We start from the raw sequence: 13,714 nt of genomic DNA, 5'->3' as shown, positions 1-13,714 counted from the left end.
CAAGCTACAGGGGATGCTTCGCAAATGCCCACCCTTGAGGACCTCAAGGCCAAAAACGCCGCCTGGTCGAAGGCCAAGACCTCCGTCGATCCGGATTTCTTCACCCGCCTCGAGCGGCAGCAGTCGCCGGAATACCTGTGGATCGGCTGCTCGGACAGCCGCGTGCCAGCCAACGAGATCGTCGGCCTCGACCCGGGCGAGTTGTTCGTTCACCGCAACGTCGCCAACCTCGCCCCGCCGCAGGACGCCAACTACCTCTCCGTGCTGCAGTTCGCGGTGGACGTGCTGAAGGTGAAGCACGTCATGGTCGTGGGCCACTACGGTTGCGGCGGCGTCTCCGCCTCCGTCGACGGCGTGCGGCGCGGTCTGGTCGACCACTGGCTGCACCCGATCCGCGAGGTCTATGAGATTCACCGCGCCGAACTGGAGGCCCTGCCCGCCGGACGGCCGCGCACCGACCGCCTCTGCGAGCTGAACGTCGAGCGGCAGGTGCGCAATGTCGCCGGCGACATCTTCGTGCAGGACGCCTGGGCGCGCGGTCAGCAGCTCAGCGTCCACGGCTGGGTCTACTCCCTGCACGACGGCAAGATCACCGACCTCGGCGTCACCATCCACGGGCCGGAAGGCTATGCCGCGCTGACGGCGCGGGGCGCTTAGGCGCGGAGCGCGCCGACCAAGGCTTCGGCCTTGGACCGCCACGTGTGCGCCTCCGCCACGCGGCTCCGGCCGGCGTCGGCCACGGCCTGGGCGGTCGCCGGATCTTCGAGCGACGCCAGGGTCTCCACGATCGACGACGGATCGGCCCGGCGGAAGAAGGCGATCCCCCGACCTCCGCCGAATTTGGCGGCCAGAAGGGGGCTGAAGTCGGAGACCACCGCCGCCCCGGCCGCCATGGCGGTGACCGCCCGCTCGCTGCCGCCGTTGGCGGCGTTCAGGTTGAGCACCACCCGAGCCCGGCCGTAGGCGGCGAGGCAGTCGGCGAAGTCGATGCCGGGGGCGAAGATCAGGCCGCCGCTCGTCCCGAGCCGCCCTTCCCACCCCTCGCCATGCAGCACGCAGGGCAAGCCCGAGGCGGCCAGCGCCTGGGCCAGCCGCAACCGGTCATAGCGACGCACGAACAGCCCCACATTGGCGAAGATGCTGGCGACGTTGCGGTCGATGGGCAGGTTCAAACCCCGGTCGCGGGTCACGGCGTCGAAGGCCCGCAGCAGATCGGCCTCGTCATCGGCAAGCGCCCGCTCGACCATGCCCTCGATGAGGTCGTGCACCGGCTTGCCCTTGAACCGCGCCCACCAGACCTCCGGCTCGCCGATCCAGCTCATCGCCAGCGAGACGCCGATGGACCGCGCCGCGAGGGGAAGCGGATCGGTCGCCACGGCGGCGACGCCGGGCAGGGTCACGGCCGAGGCGCCGCGGAAGCCGATCCGTTGACGGAAGGCGACATGCGAAGCCGAGGCGCAGACCTGCAGCAGTTTGGCCGGACCGGCGACGAAGCGGTCGTACTGATAGGCGGGATGGTCGACATCCCAGCCCACCAGGCCGCAGCCGAAGCGGTCGTAGAGTTCGGCGGCGAAGTCGGCCGTGAAGCCGGCGAATGAAACCACGTGATCGGGGCGGAACGCGGTCAGCCGCGCCTCCAGCGCCGCCAGGCACGCGGCGCGGTCGAGCGCCCCGAGGGTGAGGAGATCGCGCTCGACGTCCGGCCGGTCGAGGCCGGCGAACAGCTGCTCGGCCATGCGCGACAGCACATTGTTCTGAGACGCCGCGCGCAGGACGAGAATTCGCATCACCGCTCTCCCGCCAGCCGGGCCGCGCAGCCCTCCGCCGCCGCCACGCCCGAAGCGAAGCAGGCCTGCAGCAGGTAGCCGCCGGTCGGCGCCTCCCAATCCAGCATCTCGCCGGCCACGAAGACGTTTGGGACCGCCTTCAGCATCATCTGCTCGTCCACCGCCGACCAGGCCACGCCTCCGGCGGTGGAGATCGCCCGCTCCAGCCCCCGCGGCGCCGTCAGCGTGACCGGCGCGGCCTTGATGGCGCCGACCAGATCCTCCGGCAGGACGCCGCCGAACGCCTCCCGCAGCAGGCCGATGGCGACCGGCGACAGGCCGCCAGCCTTGCGCAGGAAGGTCGAGGTCGACTGGCCGCCGCGCGAGCGGGCGAGGCGGACGGCGAGCTTGTCGAGGCTCAGGTCCGGCGCTAAGTCGAGCCTCAGCACGGCCCGGCCGTCGCGCGCGATGGCGTCGCGCAGGGCCGCGCCCAGGGCGTAGATCGCGCCGCCCTCCAGGCCGTAGGCGCTGACCACGGCCTCGCCCCGTATCGTCCTGCTTTCGAAGCTGAGCGCCAGGGGCTTCAGCGGCGCGCCGGCGAAGCGTTCGGCGAACAACGGCGACCATGCGACCTGGAAACCGACATTGGCGGGCCTGAACGGCGTCAATTCGACCCCGCGTTCGGCCAGGATCGGCGCCCAGCCCCCATCCGATCCCAGTTTCGGCCAGCTGGCGCCGCCCAGCGCCAGGATCGTCGCATCGGGTCGCACCGGCGACAGGCCGTCGAACCTGAGGGCGCCCGATGCGTCCCAGCCCCGCCACCTGGATCGGGTGCGGAAAACGACGCCCCGCGCCTCGAGACGCCGCAGCCACGCCCGCAGCAGCGGCGAGGCTTTCATCGCCCTGGGGAACACCCGGCCGCTGGTGCCGACGAAGGTGGGATGGCCCAGCCCTTCGGCCCATTCGACCAGGGCGCTCGGTGGAAAGGCCGCGATCAGCGGCGGGATGCGCACGGCCGCGCCGTAGCGCGCCATGAACCGGTCGAGCGGCTCGGAATGGGTGAGGTTCAGCCCGCCGCGCCCCGCCATCAGCAGCTTGCGGCCGAGGCTCGGCATCCGTTCATAGACCGTCACCCGCGCGCCGCGGGCGCTGAGCGTCTCGGCGGCGATCAGGCCGGCCGGGCCGCCGCCGACCACGGCGACGTCGAAGGGTTCGGAGCGAAGCACGCGGCCGCTATAGCGTCGCGGCGGTCAGGCGGCCATCAGGGCGGCGCTGGCCAGCAGTTCCCGCACCTCGACGGCCTTCTCCGGCGAACGGGCGACTTCTTCCCGCAGCTCCGGCGCGCGAAGAAGGCGCATGGCCTCCACACGGGCGCGCTCGGCGGCGGGGCCGAACGGCGCCGATTCGCCGGTGGCCAGCTTGAGCAGCAGGCTCAGCCGGTGCACGGCCGGGGCGGGAGCCTTGACCAGCAGCGACACCAGCTTGCTCTCGCTCTCGATCATGCCGCCGACCTCGCCGAGACGGGCCTGAATCGGCTTGGCGTCTTCGTCCACCAGGCGCGCGCGGCCGACGTCACGCTGCAGGCGGGCGAGGATGGCCAGCTTCTGCGCCGGCGTCTCGGGACCGAAGCGCAGCTCCTTCTCGAAACGCAGCGCCTGGACGTGGGCGGCCAGATAGCGCGAGGCGGCCCGTTTGTTGGCCGCTCCAGTCACGTTTTCGCAGAGGCGGATCAGGGTGGCGGCTTCGTCGGCGGCGGCCTTGCCCTCGCCCAGCAGGGCCAGCACGAAATCGCCGGCCACAAGCATTCCCGAGCGCGCCGTGAAGGCGTCCTGGATTTCCTGCGGGGTCAGCATCCGGCCGGCCGCCGCGGTCAGGGCCATGGCCAGGGCGCGCAGCAGCTCAATCTCATTGTCGGCGTCGGTCGGGTTCAGTCGGCGCGGTCCATGCAGCTCACGCAGCACCCGCTTGGCGATGGCGGCGCGCGCCTGCTCGAAGTGCGGCCCGTCCAGCCAGTTGGCCAGGCGCGCGGCCGGCCCCGGCAGCTCGGGAATGCAGCGGGCCAAGCCGGGATCGAAGGTCAGCAGGGCCTCGACCTGTTCGGCGCCCGCCAGACGGGTCATCGCCGCGAGCGAATGGCCGAGATCCATCGCCGCGCCCAGCACCTCGCCCATGCCGGCGCGAGAGCCGAGGATTTCCGCCAGCGGCCCCTCGATCGCGAACAGGGCCGCGCCCCGCGCCGAAGGCGGGCCCTCTGGCGCCTGGTCGGCCAGGTCGAGCAGGCGGTTGACCTTGTCGCCCCAGTCACGGGCCTCGGCGATATGCTTGGCGACGGCGCCGCCGAGCAGATAGGCGCGCTCCGCGTCGCCGACCACGCGGACGGCGGCGGCGGCGAACCCTTCCTTCTCTATGTCCGGGAAGGCGCCGCGCTTCTCGTCCTTCATCACCCGCGCGATGCCGCGCTCGCTGAGGCTCTGGAAGGTGCGCATGATGTCATGGGTCGAGACGCCGCGGGCCTGGGCCTCCGGCACGGCGACCTTCTGGATCGCGTGCTGCAGGTCGGTGCCCGAAGCGTCGAGCAGTTCCAGGAGGTCGGCGCGGTGCAGCAGTTCGAAAGGCGTCACCTTGTGGCGGGCGAGCCAGGTGTCGAGCAGGCGCGCGATCCGGTCGCGGGCGTGGGCGGTGTAGAGGTCCTGCGGCGAGACGCAGAGCGGCTCGAGATTTTCAGGCGCGCGGCGCGTCTTGCCTTCGCTCTTGTCGCCCTTGTTCAGGATGGTGATGCTTTTGAACTCGCCGGAGGCGACATCCATCGTCTCCTTGGTCACGCGGACGGCGGCGACGCCCTGCTCCTCCAACAGCTCCTCGGCGACGCTCACGGCCCGACTGCGGTCCTCTGTCGCCATGTCGAGAACCCAAGGCGCGCCCTTGCCGCGGCGGATGAAGACTTCGTAGTGGACCGGGTCGCTCATTCGGCTCTTCAAAGGGGGCTTAGGGTCTTGTCGCCACCCCTAGCGGACAAGCCCTTAAGGCGGCATTGAAGACCTGCGCGCCCCGCGCCGCCATTTCCTCGCCATATGAGGGGTCCAAGGAGGCGAACTGCGCGTTGAAGCTTGCTTCGACCGCGCCTACTTTTGGTCGATCCCTCGGAGCTTAAGCAACAAAGCCCATGGCTGACATCACCCTGGTCGACGACGACGAGAACATCGTCACTTCCGTGTCCCTGGCCCTCGAAAGCCACGGCCACCAAGTCAAGGCCTACTACGACGGCGCCTCCGGCCTCGCGGCGCTGGAGGCCAATCCGCCCGACCTCGCCATTCTCGACGTGAAGATGCCGCGCATGGACGGCATGGAGGTGCTGCGACGCCTGCGCCAGACCTCGGAAGTGCCGGTCATCATCCTGACCTCGAAGGACGAGGAGATCGATGAAATCCTCGGCTTCAACCTCGGGGCCGACGACTACATGCACAAGCCGTTCAGCCAGCGCCTGCTGATCGAGCGGGTGAAGGCGGTGCTGCGGCGCGCGGGCGTCGTCGGCGAGGAGCCGGGCGCGCCCCTGGCCGGCGCGGACCCGGCCGCCAAGGCCATCAAGCGCGGCCGCCTGACCCTCGACCCGGCGCGGCACGACTGCCTCTGGGACAACAAGCCGGTGCGTCTCACCGTCACCGAGTTCCTACTGCTGCAGTCGCTGGCCCAGCGGCCCGGCTTCGTGAAAAGCCGCGACAACCTGATGGACGCCGCCTACGACGATCAGGTCTACGTCGACGACCGCACCATCGACAGCCACGTCAAGCGCATGCGCAAGAAGTTCCGGCAGGTCGACCCCGAGTTCGACGCGATCGAAACCCTCTATGGCGTCGGCTACCGCTATCGCGAATCCTGATCCGAACGCCCGGCCGCGTCGCGGCGTGAAGGGTCTGTCGCTGCGAGGATTCCGGCTGGCGCCGGGCTCCAAGCTGGGTCGCGCCATTTTCTTCCTGAACCTGCTCGGCCTGGCGATCCTGATCGTCGGCGCCCTGGTGCTGAACCAGCTCCGGCAGGGCCTGATCGAAGCGCGGATCGACAGTTTGACCACCCAGGGCGAGTTCATCGTCAAGGTGCTGGACCAGACCGCGACCGTGGGCGAGCCCCTGCCGGCCTTGAAGGCCGCCGAGGCCAGCGACTTCCTGCAGCTCCTCTTCATTCCCCGCTCGCAGCGGGCGCGCCTGTTCGACGCCGAGGGCAATCTGCTGGCGGACAGCTACATCGTCGCCGACCGCGTGGAGTGGAAGGTGCTGCCCCCCGCGCGCCGGCAGGGCGAGCGCTTCGCCCTCACCCTGCAGGACGCCGACGCCAAGCCGCGGGCGGTGGAAAAGGCGCGGACGGCCCTGCGAACCGAGATCGACAAGGCCATGCGCGGCGAGGCCGTCTCGGGCGTGCGCATCGCCGAGAACGGCGATCGGGTGGTTTCGGTCTCCATGCCGATCCAGCATGTTCAAGCGGTGCTGGGGGTGCTGACCCTGGAGGCCGGCGATGTCGACGAAATCGTCGCCAAGGAGCGGGCCGCGCTGCTGCCGTTCATCCTGATCGCCATCGGGGTGACCTCGCTGTCCTCCCTCCTGCTGCATCAGCTTATCGCCCGGCCGGTGACGCAACTGGCCCGGGCCGCCGACCGCGTGCGCCTGCACGGCGAGCGCGCCATCGTCCTGCCGGACGTCGCCCGCCGCGACGACGAGATCGGCGACCTGACCCGCGCCCTTCAGGACATGACCCTCACCCAGTCCGAACGGATCGACGCGATCGAGCGCTTCGCCGCCGATGTGGCGCACGAGATCAAGAACCCGTTGACCTCCATCCGATCGGCGGTGGAGACGCTGGACCTGGTCAAGGACGAAAAGGCCCGCCGCCGGCTGCTCGATATCCTCACGCAGGACGTCGGCCGCATGGACCGCCTGGTCACCGACATTTCCAACGCCTCGCGCCTCGACGCCGAGTTGTCGCGCGACGCGCCGCACCCGCTCAATCTGCACCGTCTGCTCAGCGACGTGGCGTCGCTCTACGAGGCCCAGGTCGGAACCGACGCGACCTCGAAGAACGTGCATGTGCGCTTCCACGACTTCGACGCCCTTGAACCGCCGCTGGTGATCGGCCGTGAGACGCCGCTCAGCCAGGTGTTCCGCAACCTGATCGACAACGCGCGCTCGTTCAGCGCCCCCGGCGGAGAGGTCCGCATCAGCCTCAAGCGCGAGCGCGGGCGGGTGGTGGTCTCTGTCGAGGACGACGGGCCCGGCATCCCGCCGGAAAATCTCGAGACGGTGTTCGAGCGCTTCTACACCTCGCGGCCGAAGGGCAGCGCCTTCGGCGGCAACTCGGGCCTCGGCCTCTCCATCGCCCGCCAGATCATCGAAGCGCACAACGGCGTGATCCGCGCCGAAAACCGCCAGGCGGCCGACGGCGCGGTGCTCGGCGCCCGGTTCGTCGTCGTCCTGCCGCCGGCGCGGGCCTGACTCGCGTCATGGACCAACCCCTCCATGCCGGACTGCTGGCGGTGCGCGGGGACGGCCGCTGGCGCGGCGTCCTGATCGAAGGCCCCTCGGGCGCCGGAAAGAGCGATCTGGCCCTCCGCGCGCTGGAGCAGGGTTTCCGCCTTGTCGCCGACGACCGGGTCATCGTCTGGGCCTCGGGCGGACGCTGTTTCGGCCGCGCCCCTGGAACCCTGGCGAGCCTCATCGAGGCGCGCGGCCTGGGCGTCGTCGCCGAGCCGGCCCTGCCATTCTGCCAGGTGGAGCTGGTGATCCGCTGCGCCGATCACGACGCCGTGGAGCGCGTGCCGCGGGCGGAGTTCGTCGTTCGCGCCGGGGTTGCGCTGCCCTGCCTTTCGATGTGGCCATTGGAGCCCACGGGGCCTGCGAAAATGCGTCGCGCGCTAGATCATCTTGGAGCCGGGCCCCAACGAGCGTATCAAGCGGCCTTTCGTGGCGCTCCCCCGCCACGGATGGGGGCGACCTAGTGGAAGATCAGCGATGATCGGACTTGTGATCGTGACGCACGGTCGCCTGGCCGAGGAGTTCGTGTTCGCGATGGAGCACGTGGTCGGGCCGCAACGCGGCGTGAAGGCCATCTGCATCGGGCCGGAAGACGACATGGAGCGCCGCCGGCGCGACATCCTCGACGCCTGCGAAGAGGTGAACGTCGGCGACGGCGTCATCCTGCTCACCGACATGTTCGGCGGCACCCCGTCCAACCTGGCGATTTCGGTCATGGAGCAGACCCACGCCGAGGTGATCGCGGGCCTCAACCTGCCCATGCTGATCAAGCTGGCCAGCGTGCGCGGCCGCGAGGGTCTGCAGGCCTGCGTGGCCCACGCCCAGGAGGCCGGCCGCAAGTACATTTCCGTCGCGTCCTACGTCCTCGCCGGCGAGAAGTAGACGCGGGCGTTCCGCCGGGCCATGTTTGGCGCGTCCAGGGAGAAACGATGAGCGCGACGCGCACCGTCGACATCTGCAACGAACGCGGCCTGCATGCCCGGGCCTCCGCCAAGTTCGTTAAGCTGGCCTCGGGCTTCGACGCCGAGGTGACCGTCAGCAAGGACGGCTCGCGGGTGGACGCCCGCTCGATCATGGGCCTGATGATGCTGGCGGCGGGCCCAGGCTGCCAGGTTGAGATCTCGGCCAAGGGACCGGAAGCCGAAGGCGCTGTCGAAGCCCTGGCGGCCCTGGTGGCGGCGCGTTTCGACGAAGACCGCTGAGGCCGCGGCGATCGTCCAAGCCATAAGGTAAATGGTAATGCTTCGCGGCTAGGTCGGAAGGTCTTGGGGGACCTTCATGACCCGCTCCGTTCGCAGCCTTGAAAACCTGACTCAGTCGGCGTCGACGGCTCGCATTCTGAACCTGATGCAGATCTGGCGTCAGTCGGGCGATCCGAATTCGAAGTTCTATGATCCGGAATGGGCGGAAAAGCCCCTGTTCGCCAACGCCTCGCTGAACAAGGCGATCATCGTCAAGCATCGGCTGCGCCGCAACGAGACCGAGGTGTTCGGCGTCAGCTCCCGGCGGCTAGCCACCAAGATCATCCTCCCCATCGCTCACACCGAGCTGAAGTACGGCGGCCAGTACGTCTTCGTCGATCAGATCGGCTTCGAACAGGTGTTGACGCAGGTCTTCTCCCTGCCGCCGGATCACCAGGATATCGCCACGCTTCGCCTGCTCGACAAGTTGCCGTCGCTGGATCCCTTCCTGCTGCGCGAACAACTGCGGCGAAACCAGGTCAACCCGGCGCCCTGCTACTTCGCGATCAGCCCCAGCGATCTGCAGCGGATGGAAACCTTCGTGCGGACCGAGATCACGCCGCTGGTGACCATGAGCCTCGGCGCCGACATGGTGGGGATCAACCCGAATTCAGTGCGTATCCTGGCTTCGAAGATCCTGTCGGAGACCTCGGGCTCGCAGCTTGACGCCCTGCGCGAGACCCTGCGCCTGGCCCCGCACCAATACCATGAGGGCGTGTTCTGCTGGAAAGGCTTCCTCTACTATAAGTGGTCGCTCGAAAGCCTCATGGCGGACGTCTACAAGGTCAGTGAGCAAGTGCAGGTGGTCAAGCCGATCGGCCGGATGGATAGCGCCGCCAAGGAGTTCTTCATCCGCAGTCGCGGCGTGCTGAAATCCGACATCATGAAGACCTGTGAAAGCGTTCGTCGCACGCTGATGATCTACGACGAGGCCTATACCAACCTGAAGAAGGGCCGGCCGACCGATTTCCGCGACTTCCTGCTGAACGCCCCCCGGATGTTCAACCGGCTGGGCGAGGAGCTGGGCGCCCTGCAGCACATCGTCAGCTTCTGGAACTATCGCTTCGGCCCCCGCAGCCCGGCGGCCAATGTCGAAGAGTTGATGGACATCTTCCTTGAGTTCGAGAACGGCCTCGCCGGCGGCACGGTCTCGGCCGACGCGGCTTAAAAGCGCCTGCGGGTAGGCGCGGAACTTGCATCCTGAGGCCGGGCGGAGCCGGAAGCGGACACATGCGCGAATATGAGACCCTGTCGGCGAACGCCGCGGCCATTATCGATGCCAATCAGCGCAAGGACATACGGATCGCGGCGATAGCGGGCCTGCCGCTGCTGGCCGTTGGGGCGGCGTTCGTCAGCCTGTGCCTTCCCGGGACTCACGGCCACGCGCCCGCTCCCCCGCGCAGCCGCCGCCCGGCCCCCGCCACCGTAGCTCACAGCGCGATTCCCGAGCGTCTTCCGGCTTTGGCCCATTCCTGACGCCGATTGACAAGCGCCGGCCCTGTGCTCTGTTTCTCGCGACACGGGGCGCGCTGAACGTCGTCCCGACAACGCCTCGGGGGGCCATGAACGTGTTGCGCCGATCGATTGCGGCCTTGGCGATGCTCGCCGCCCTGAGCGTCGCCGCTTGCCAGAAGATCACCCCCGCCGCGACCGACAGCGAGATGAGCCTGGGCGATCCCAAGGCCAAGATCACGGTCGTCGAATACGCCTCGGTCGGCTGCCCCTTCTGCGCCCAGTTCAGCAATGAGGTCTTCCCGGGCTTCAAGGCCAAGTATGTCGACACCGGCAAGGCGCGCTATGTCTTCCGCGAGGTGTTGGTCGGGGGCGGCAACGAGGTGTCGCTGGCGGCGGCGGGGTTCCTGATGGCCCGCTGCGCGGGCAAGGATAAGTACTTCCCGATCATCGAGCAGATCTTCCGCGCTCAGTCCTCGATCTACCAATCAGGCGATGTGCGAGGCGGGTTGTTGGAGATCGCCAGGGCCAGCGGTATGAGCGAAGCGCAATTCACCTCCTGCGTCTCCAATGATCAAAGCTTGATCACCCTCAACGCGCGCAGCGAGCAGGCCGCCAAGGATGGCGTGGGCAACACGCCGACCTTCTTCATCAACGGCAAGAAGGTCTTCGAAGGCTTGCCGACGGCGGACCAGTTCGACAAGGCGATCCAGACTGCCCAGTAGCCTTCAGGCCGCCCGGGTCTGCTCCGGCGGCATGAACGGCATCATCGCCTCGGCGCGACGCTTCAGCTCATCGCGCGCGAAATCGTTGTCCTCGGGACACTCCAGCTCCCAGCACTCCAGGGCCACCAGCGGAGCGGCCATGGCCGGATAAACGCCGACCAGGGGCTTCAGGGCCAGAAGCTGGGCGTCGATGGCGCGGCGCGCCTGCTTGGGATCGCTCTCGAAGCCTAGGGCCGCTGCGCGCACGATCTGAAGCGCCTGCTGCAACTGGTTGGCGGCTTCGCTCTGGCGGGCGTCGCCCCGGCGCTTGCGCGGACCGCCGTAGTCGGCGGAGTTGAAGCGGCGACGGTCCGGGCCGACGTAGTTGACGCCTTCGATCCAATCGCGCGGACGCAGGAGCACCGCCTCGATGCGGCGCTCGACGTCCTTGATGGTGAAGGGCTTGCGCAGGAACTCGTGCACACCGGCGTCACGCGCCGTCAGGATGGCGGCGGCGGTGGCCTCGCCGGTGACCATGATCACCGGCGCCTTGCGGGCGTCGCTGTCGCCGCGGCGCAGCTGGCGGGTGAAGGTATAGCCATCGACGCCCGTGCTCGGGTGCTCGACGAAGATCACCTGCGGCTCCATCGTCCGCGCGGCGGCCAAGCCCCGCTGGATATCCGAAACCATGACCACTTCCATCGGGCCGGCGGCCCGCAGGGTCTCGCTCATCAGACGAGCCGAAGCCGTCTGGCTGTCCACGATCAGAACCCGTTGCATGCGCTGAATGATCTTGGCGCGCAGCTGCGGTGCGTTGGCGAACACCAGGCGTTCCTCCGGAAGTCAGAGGGCATGCCTAGCTCAGGGATGGTAAAGATCGCGTTCTCAGCGACCGTCGCTCGATCAATCCTGGAAGGGATCGCGCATCAGGATGGTGTCGTCGCGCTCGGGGCTGGTCGACACCAGGGCCGCCGGCGCCTCGATCAGCTCCTCGATACGTCGCACATACTTCACCGCCGCCGCCGGCAGGTCGCGGAAGCTGCGGGCGCCCGCGGTGCTTTCGCTCCAACCTTCCATCTCCTCATAGATCGGCGTCGCCGCCTGCTGGTCGCGCAGGCCGGCGGGGAAGTGGTCGAGCACCCTGTCGCCGACCTGGTAGCCGACGCAGATTTTCAGCGTCTTGAAGCCGTCGAGCACGTCGAGCTTGGTCAGGGCGATGCCGGCGATGCCGTTGATCGCCCGCGACTGGCGCACCAGCACCGCGTCGAACCAGCCGCAGCGGCGCGGACGGCCGGTGACGGTGCCGAACTCATGGCCCCGCTCGCCCAGGCGCTTGCCGTCGGCGTCGTTCAACTCGGTCGGGAACGGGCCTTCGCCCACGCGGGTGGTGTAGGCCTTGACGATGCCCAGCACATAGCCGGCCCCGTGCGGCCCCATGCCCGAGCCGGCGGCGGCCTGGCCGGCGACGGTGTTGGACGAGGTCACGTAGGGATAGGTGCCGTGGTCGATGTCCAGCAGAGCGCCTTGCGCGCCTTCGAACAGGATGCGCTTGCCCGCCTTCGAAACGTTGTCGAGCTCACGCCATGCCGGCACGGCGTAGGGCAGGATTTTCGGGGCGACCTCCTTCAGCTCGGCCAGTAGCCCGGCGCCGTCGAACTCCGGCAAGCCTAGGCCGCGACGCAGCGGCTCATGGTGGGCCAGCAGGCGCTCGATCTTCGCCTCGACGGCGCCCCAGTCCAGCAGGTCCGCCACGCGGATCGCCCGGCGACCGACCTTGTCCTCATAGGCCGGGCCGATGCCGCGGCCGGTGGTGCCGATCTTCTTCAGGGCGGCGGCCTCGCGCGCCTGGTCGAGGTCGCGGTGCAGCGGCAGGATCAGGCTGGCGTTGTCGGCGAGGCCCAGCAGTTGCGGATCAATAGTCAGGCCCTGAGCCTCGATGCGGCCGATCTCGGCCAGCAGCGCCCAGGGATCGACGACGACGCCGTTGCCGATGATCGAGCGCTTGCCCTGCACCACGCCGGACGGCAGCAGGCTCAGCTTGTAGACGGTGTTGCCGACCACCAGCGTATGGCCGGCGTTGTGGCCGCCCTGGAACCGCACGACAACGTCGGCGCGGTTGCTCAGCCAATCGACGATCTTGCCCTTGCCCTCGTCGCCCCACTGGGCGCCGACCACGGTGACGTTGGCCATCGGGTAGCCCTCCTCACCTGCCGGTTCGATCCTGGGGCCCTTCGACAGGACTCGACCCCAGAACGCGCCTCGAGGCGCCGCAGGATGCACACGCCCCGCTGGGCGCCGCAAAAAGACGGCCGCCCCCTTAGCGGAGAGCGGCCGTTTCGTGAACCCGGTTTTCGAGAAACCTTAGAACTTGACGTTCACCCGCAGGCCGACGTCGTCGAGGCCCTGGTTCTTGCCCTTGTGGAAAATCTGCCCGTTCGACAGGTGGGTGTAGGACAGCTCGAGCGAGGTCGTTTCGGTCAGCTTGTAGCCCAGCGCGAACTCCGGCTCGAACAGCACCTTGGAGCCGAAATCGATGCGGGTGTTGTAGAGCACCAGGCGACGGTCAATCTCGGCCTGGCTGATGCCCGGCTCGTTGACCGGCGGCAGCCCCGTCTCACCGTCGGTGTAGGCCAGGCCGATGCCGGGCCGGATGTAAAAGCCGCCCTGAGCGCCGATATCGAGCGGCCAGTTGAAGCCGGTGGCGACGAAGTTGCTGGTGTCTTCGCTGTTGATCGAAACGAAGGCGTGGACCGACGGCCGGCCGATAGCGCTGAGCGCGTCGATGCGCTCGCTGCGCACGCCCAGGTGCAGATCGACGCCGTCCTCGCGGCCGGCGGCGCCCAGGCCCACGGCTTTACCGATGAAAGTCACGTCGTGCTTCATCGCGCCGATGAACACTTCGCCGGCCATGGCCGCGCCCGAGAAGCTCACGGCGGCCAAGGCCACCGCGGCGAACAAAGCTTTCTTCATGCCCGAAGGCCCCCAGCAGGTAATCGTGTGATCGGATTATTCCGGAACAGTCCCTAATGTTT

At 68.5% G+C, this 13,714-nt stretch carries 15 protein-coding genes; 9 read left to right on the top strand and 6 right to left on the bottom strand.

Features of this window, described 5'->3' with window-relative positions:
• Positions 1-24: 24 nt before the first annotated feature.
• A complete protein-coding gene (locus tag ACFLIT_RS14445) occupies positions 25-657 on the top strand; it encodes a carbonic anhydrase (RefSeq protein ID WP_479911952.1) in 633 nt (210 codons plus the stop codon).
• On the opposite strand, the gene ACFLIT_RS14440 is transcribed toward ACFLIT_RS14445, so the two are convergent.
• From ACFLIT_RS14440 to ACFLIT_RS14430, 3 genes are read right to left on the bottom strand one after another with little or no spacing between them, the layout of a single operon-like run.
• Positions 654-1,787: a glycosyltransferase family protein gene (locus ACFLIT_RS14440; RefSeq protein ID WP_479911951.1), complete on the bottom strand. Its 1,134-nt coding sequence runs from the start codon at positions 1,785-1,787 to the stop codon at positions 654-656. The genes ACFLIT_RS14445 and ACFLIT_RS14440 overlap by 4 nt on opposite strands.
• Positions 1,787-2,992, bottom strand: a complete 1,206-nt coding sequence (locus tag ACFLIT_RS14435; RefSeq protein WP_479911950.1) for a TIGR03862 family flavoprotein — start codon at positions 2,990-2,992, stop codon at positions 1,787-1,789. The genes ACFLIT_RS14440 and ACFLIT_RS14435 overlap by 1 nt, the downstream gene beginning before the upstream one ends.
• A 24-nt stretch (positions 2,993-3,016) precedes the next feature.
• Complete coding sequence (locus ACFLIT_RS14430) at positions 3,017-4,732, bottom strand: hypothetical protein (protein WP_479911949.1); 1,716 nt, start codon at positions 4,730-4,732, stop codon at positions 3,017-3,019.
• A 197-nt stretch (positions 4,733-4,929) separates the two neighbouring features.
• Between ACFLIT_RS14430 and ACFLIT_RS14425 the strand changes: the two genes are divergently transcribed.
• The 8 genes from ACFLIT_RS14425 (at position 4,930) to ACFLIT_RS14390 (ending at position 10,703) form a co-directional block, all read left to right on the top strand.
• Positions 4,930-5,643: a response regulator transcription factor gene (locus tag ACFLIT_RS14425; RefSeq protein WP_479911948.1), complete on the top strand. Its 714-nt coding sequence runs from the start codon at positions 4,930-4,932 to the stop codon at positions 5,641-5,643.
• On the top strand, positions 5,612-7,246 hold the full coding sequence (locus tag ACFLIT_RS14420; protein ID WP_479911947.1) for an ATP-binding protein: 1,635 nt from the start codon (positions 5,612-5,614) through the stop codon (positions 7,244-7,246). The genes ACFLIT_RS14425 and ACFLIT_RS14420 overlap by 32 nt, the downstream gene beginning before the upstream one ends.
• 8 nt (positions 7,247-7,254) lie before the next feature.
• Positions 7,255-7,749 carry an HPr kinase/phosphorylase gene (locus ACFLIT_RS14415; RefSeq protein WP_479911946.1) on the top strand — a complete coding sequence of 165 codons (495 nt, stop codon included), beginning with the start codon at positions 7,255-7,257 and terminating at the stop codon, positions 7,747-7,749.
• Between the two features lie 13 nt (positions 7,750-7,762).
• On the top strand, positions 7,763-8,167 hold the full coding sequence (locus tag ACFLIT_RS14410) for a PTS sugar transporter subunit IIA (RefSeq protein ID WP_479911945.1): 405 nt from the start codon (positions 7,763-7,765) through the stop codon (positions 8,165-8,167).
• Positions 8,168-8,214: 47 nt separating this feature from the next.
• Positions 8,215-8,487, top strand: a complete 273-nt coding sequence (locus ACFLIT_RS14405) for an HPr family phosphocarrier protein (protein WP_479911944.1) — start codon at positions 8,215-8,217, stop codon at positions 8,485-8,487.
• Between the two features lie 76 nt (positions 8,488-8,563).
• Positions 8,564-9,694 carry a hypothetical protein gene (locus ACFLIT_RS14400; RefSeq protein WP_479911943.1) on the top strand — a complete coding sequence of 377 codons (1,131 nt, stop codon included), beginning with the start codon at positions 8,564-8,566 and terminating at the stop codon, positions 9,692-9,694.
• A gap of 62 nt (positions 9,695-9,756) precedes the next feature.
• Positions 9,757-10,002, top strand: coding sequence for a hypothetical protein (locus ACFLIT_RS14395; protein WP_479911942.1), 246 nt, complete (start codon positions 9,757-9,759; stop codon positions 10,000-10,002).
• A 122-nt stretch (positions 10,003-10,124) separates the two neighbouring features.
• A complete protein-coding gene (locus ACFLIT_RS14390) occupies positions 10,125-10,703 on the top strand; it encodes a DsbA family protein (protein WP_479912226.1) in 579 nt (192 codons plus the stop codon).
• A 3-nt stretch (positions 10,704-10,706) separates the two neighbouring features.
• On the opposite strand, the gene ACFLIT_RS14385 is transcribed toward ACFLIT_RS14390, so the two are convergent.
• From ACFLIT_RS14385 to ACFLIT_RS14375, 3 genes are all read right to left on the bottom strand, one after another.
• Positions 10,707-11,507 (bottom strand): response regulator, encoded by an 801-nt coding sequence (locus ACFLIT_RS14385; protein WP_479911941.1) that lies wholly within the window; start codon positions 11,505-11,507, stop codon positions 10,707-10,709.
• Positions 11,508-11,585: 78 nt separating this feature from the next.
• The gene (locus ACFLIT_RS14380) at positions 11,586-12,872 is read right to left on the bottom strand and encodes an adenylosuccinate synthase (protein ID WP_479911940.1); all 1,287 of its coding nucleotides are present in this window, start codon (positions 12,870-12,872) and stop codon (positions 11,586-11,588) included.
• A 171-nt stretch (positions 12,873-13,043) separates the two neighbouring features.
• Positions 13,044-13,652 (bottom strand): acyloxyacyl hydrolase, encoded by a 609-nt coding sequence (locus ACFLIT_RS14375; RefSeq protein ID WP_479911939.1) that lies wholly within the window; start codon positions 13,650-13,652, stop codon positions 13,044-13,046.
• Between the last annotated feature and the right edge of the window lie 62 nt (positions 13,653-13,714).

This window comes from Caulobacter sp. HJHS_5, assembly GCF_056683955.1.
Note: the sequence above shows the minus strand (reverse complement) of the source record. Positions and strands in the feature narration are given on the sequence as shown.

Bases quoted from the DNA above. Each gene is read 5' to 3' on its own strand.
- ACFLIT_RS14380 (WP_479911940.1), bottom strand. From the start codon at position 12,872: ATGGCCAACGTCACCGTGGTCGGCGCCCAGTGGGGCGACGAGGGCAAG.
- ACFLIT_RS14410 (WP_479911945.1), top strand. From the start codon at position 7,763: ATGATCGGACTTGTGATCGTGACGCACGGTCGCCTGGCCGAGGAGTTC.
- ACFLIT_RS14445 (WP_479911952.1), top strand. From the start codon at position 25: ATGCCCACCCTTGAGGACCTCAAGGCCAAAAACGCCGCCTGGTCGAAG.
- ACFLIT_RS14390 (WP_479912226.1), top strand. From the start codon at position 10,125: ATGCTCGCCGCCCTGAGCGTCGCCGCTTGCCAGAAGATCACCCCCGCC.
- ACFLIT_RS14440 (WP_479911951.1), bottom strand. From the start codon at position 1,787: ATGCGAATTCTCGTCCTGCGCGCGGCGTCTCAGAACAATGTGCTGTCG.
- ACFLIT_RS14405 (WP_479911944.1), top strand. From the start codon at position 8,215: ATGAGCGCGACGCGCACCGTCGACATCTGCAACGAACGCGGCCTGCAT.
- ACFLIT_RS14415 (WP_479911946.1), top strand. From the start codon at position 7,255: ATGGACCAACCCCTCCATGCCGGACTGCTGGCGGTGCGCGGGGACGGC.
- ACFLIT_RS14375 (WP_479911939.1), bottom strand. From the start codon at position 13,652: ATGAAGAAAGCTTTGTTCGCCGCGGTGGCCTTGGCCGCCGTGAGCTTC.
- ACFLIT_RS14420 (WP_479911947.1), top strand. From the start codon at position 5,612: ATGGCGTCGGCTACCGCTATCGCGAATCCTGATCCGAACGCCCGGCCG.
- ACFLIT_RS14400 (WP_479911943.1), top strand. From the start codon at position 8,564: ATGACCCGCTCCGTTCGCAGCCTTGAAAACCTGACTCAGTCGGCGTCG.
- ACFLIT_RS14430 (WP_479911949.1), bottom strand. From the start codon at position 4,732: ATGAGCGACCCGGTCCACTACGAAGTCTTCATCCGCCGCGGCAAGGGC.
- ACFLIT_RS14395 (WP_479911942.1), top strand. From the start codon at position 9,757: ATGCGCGAATATGAGACCCTGTCGGCGAACGCCGCGGCCATTATCGAT.
- ACFLIT_RS14425 (WP_479911948.1), top strand. From the start codon at position 4,930: ATGGCTGACATCACCCTGGTCGACGACGACGAGAACATCGTCACTTCC.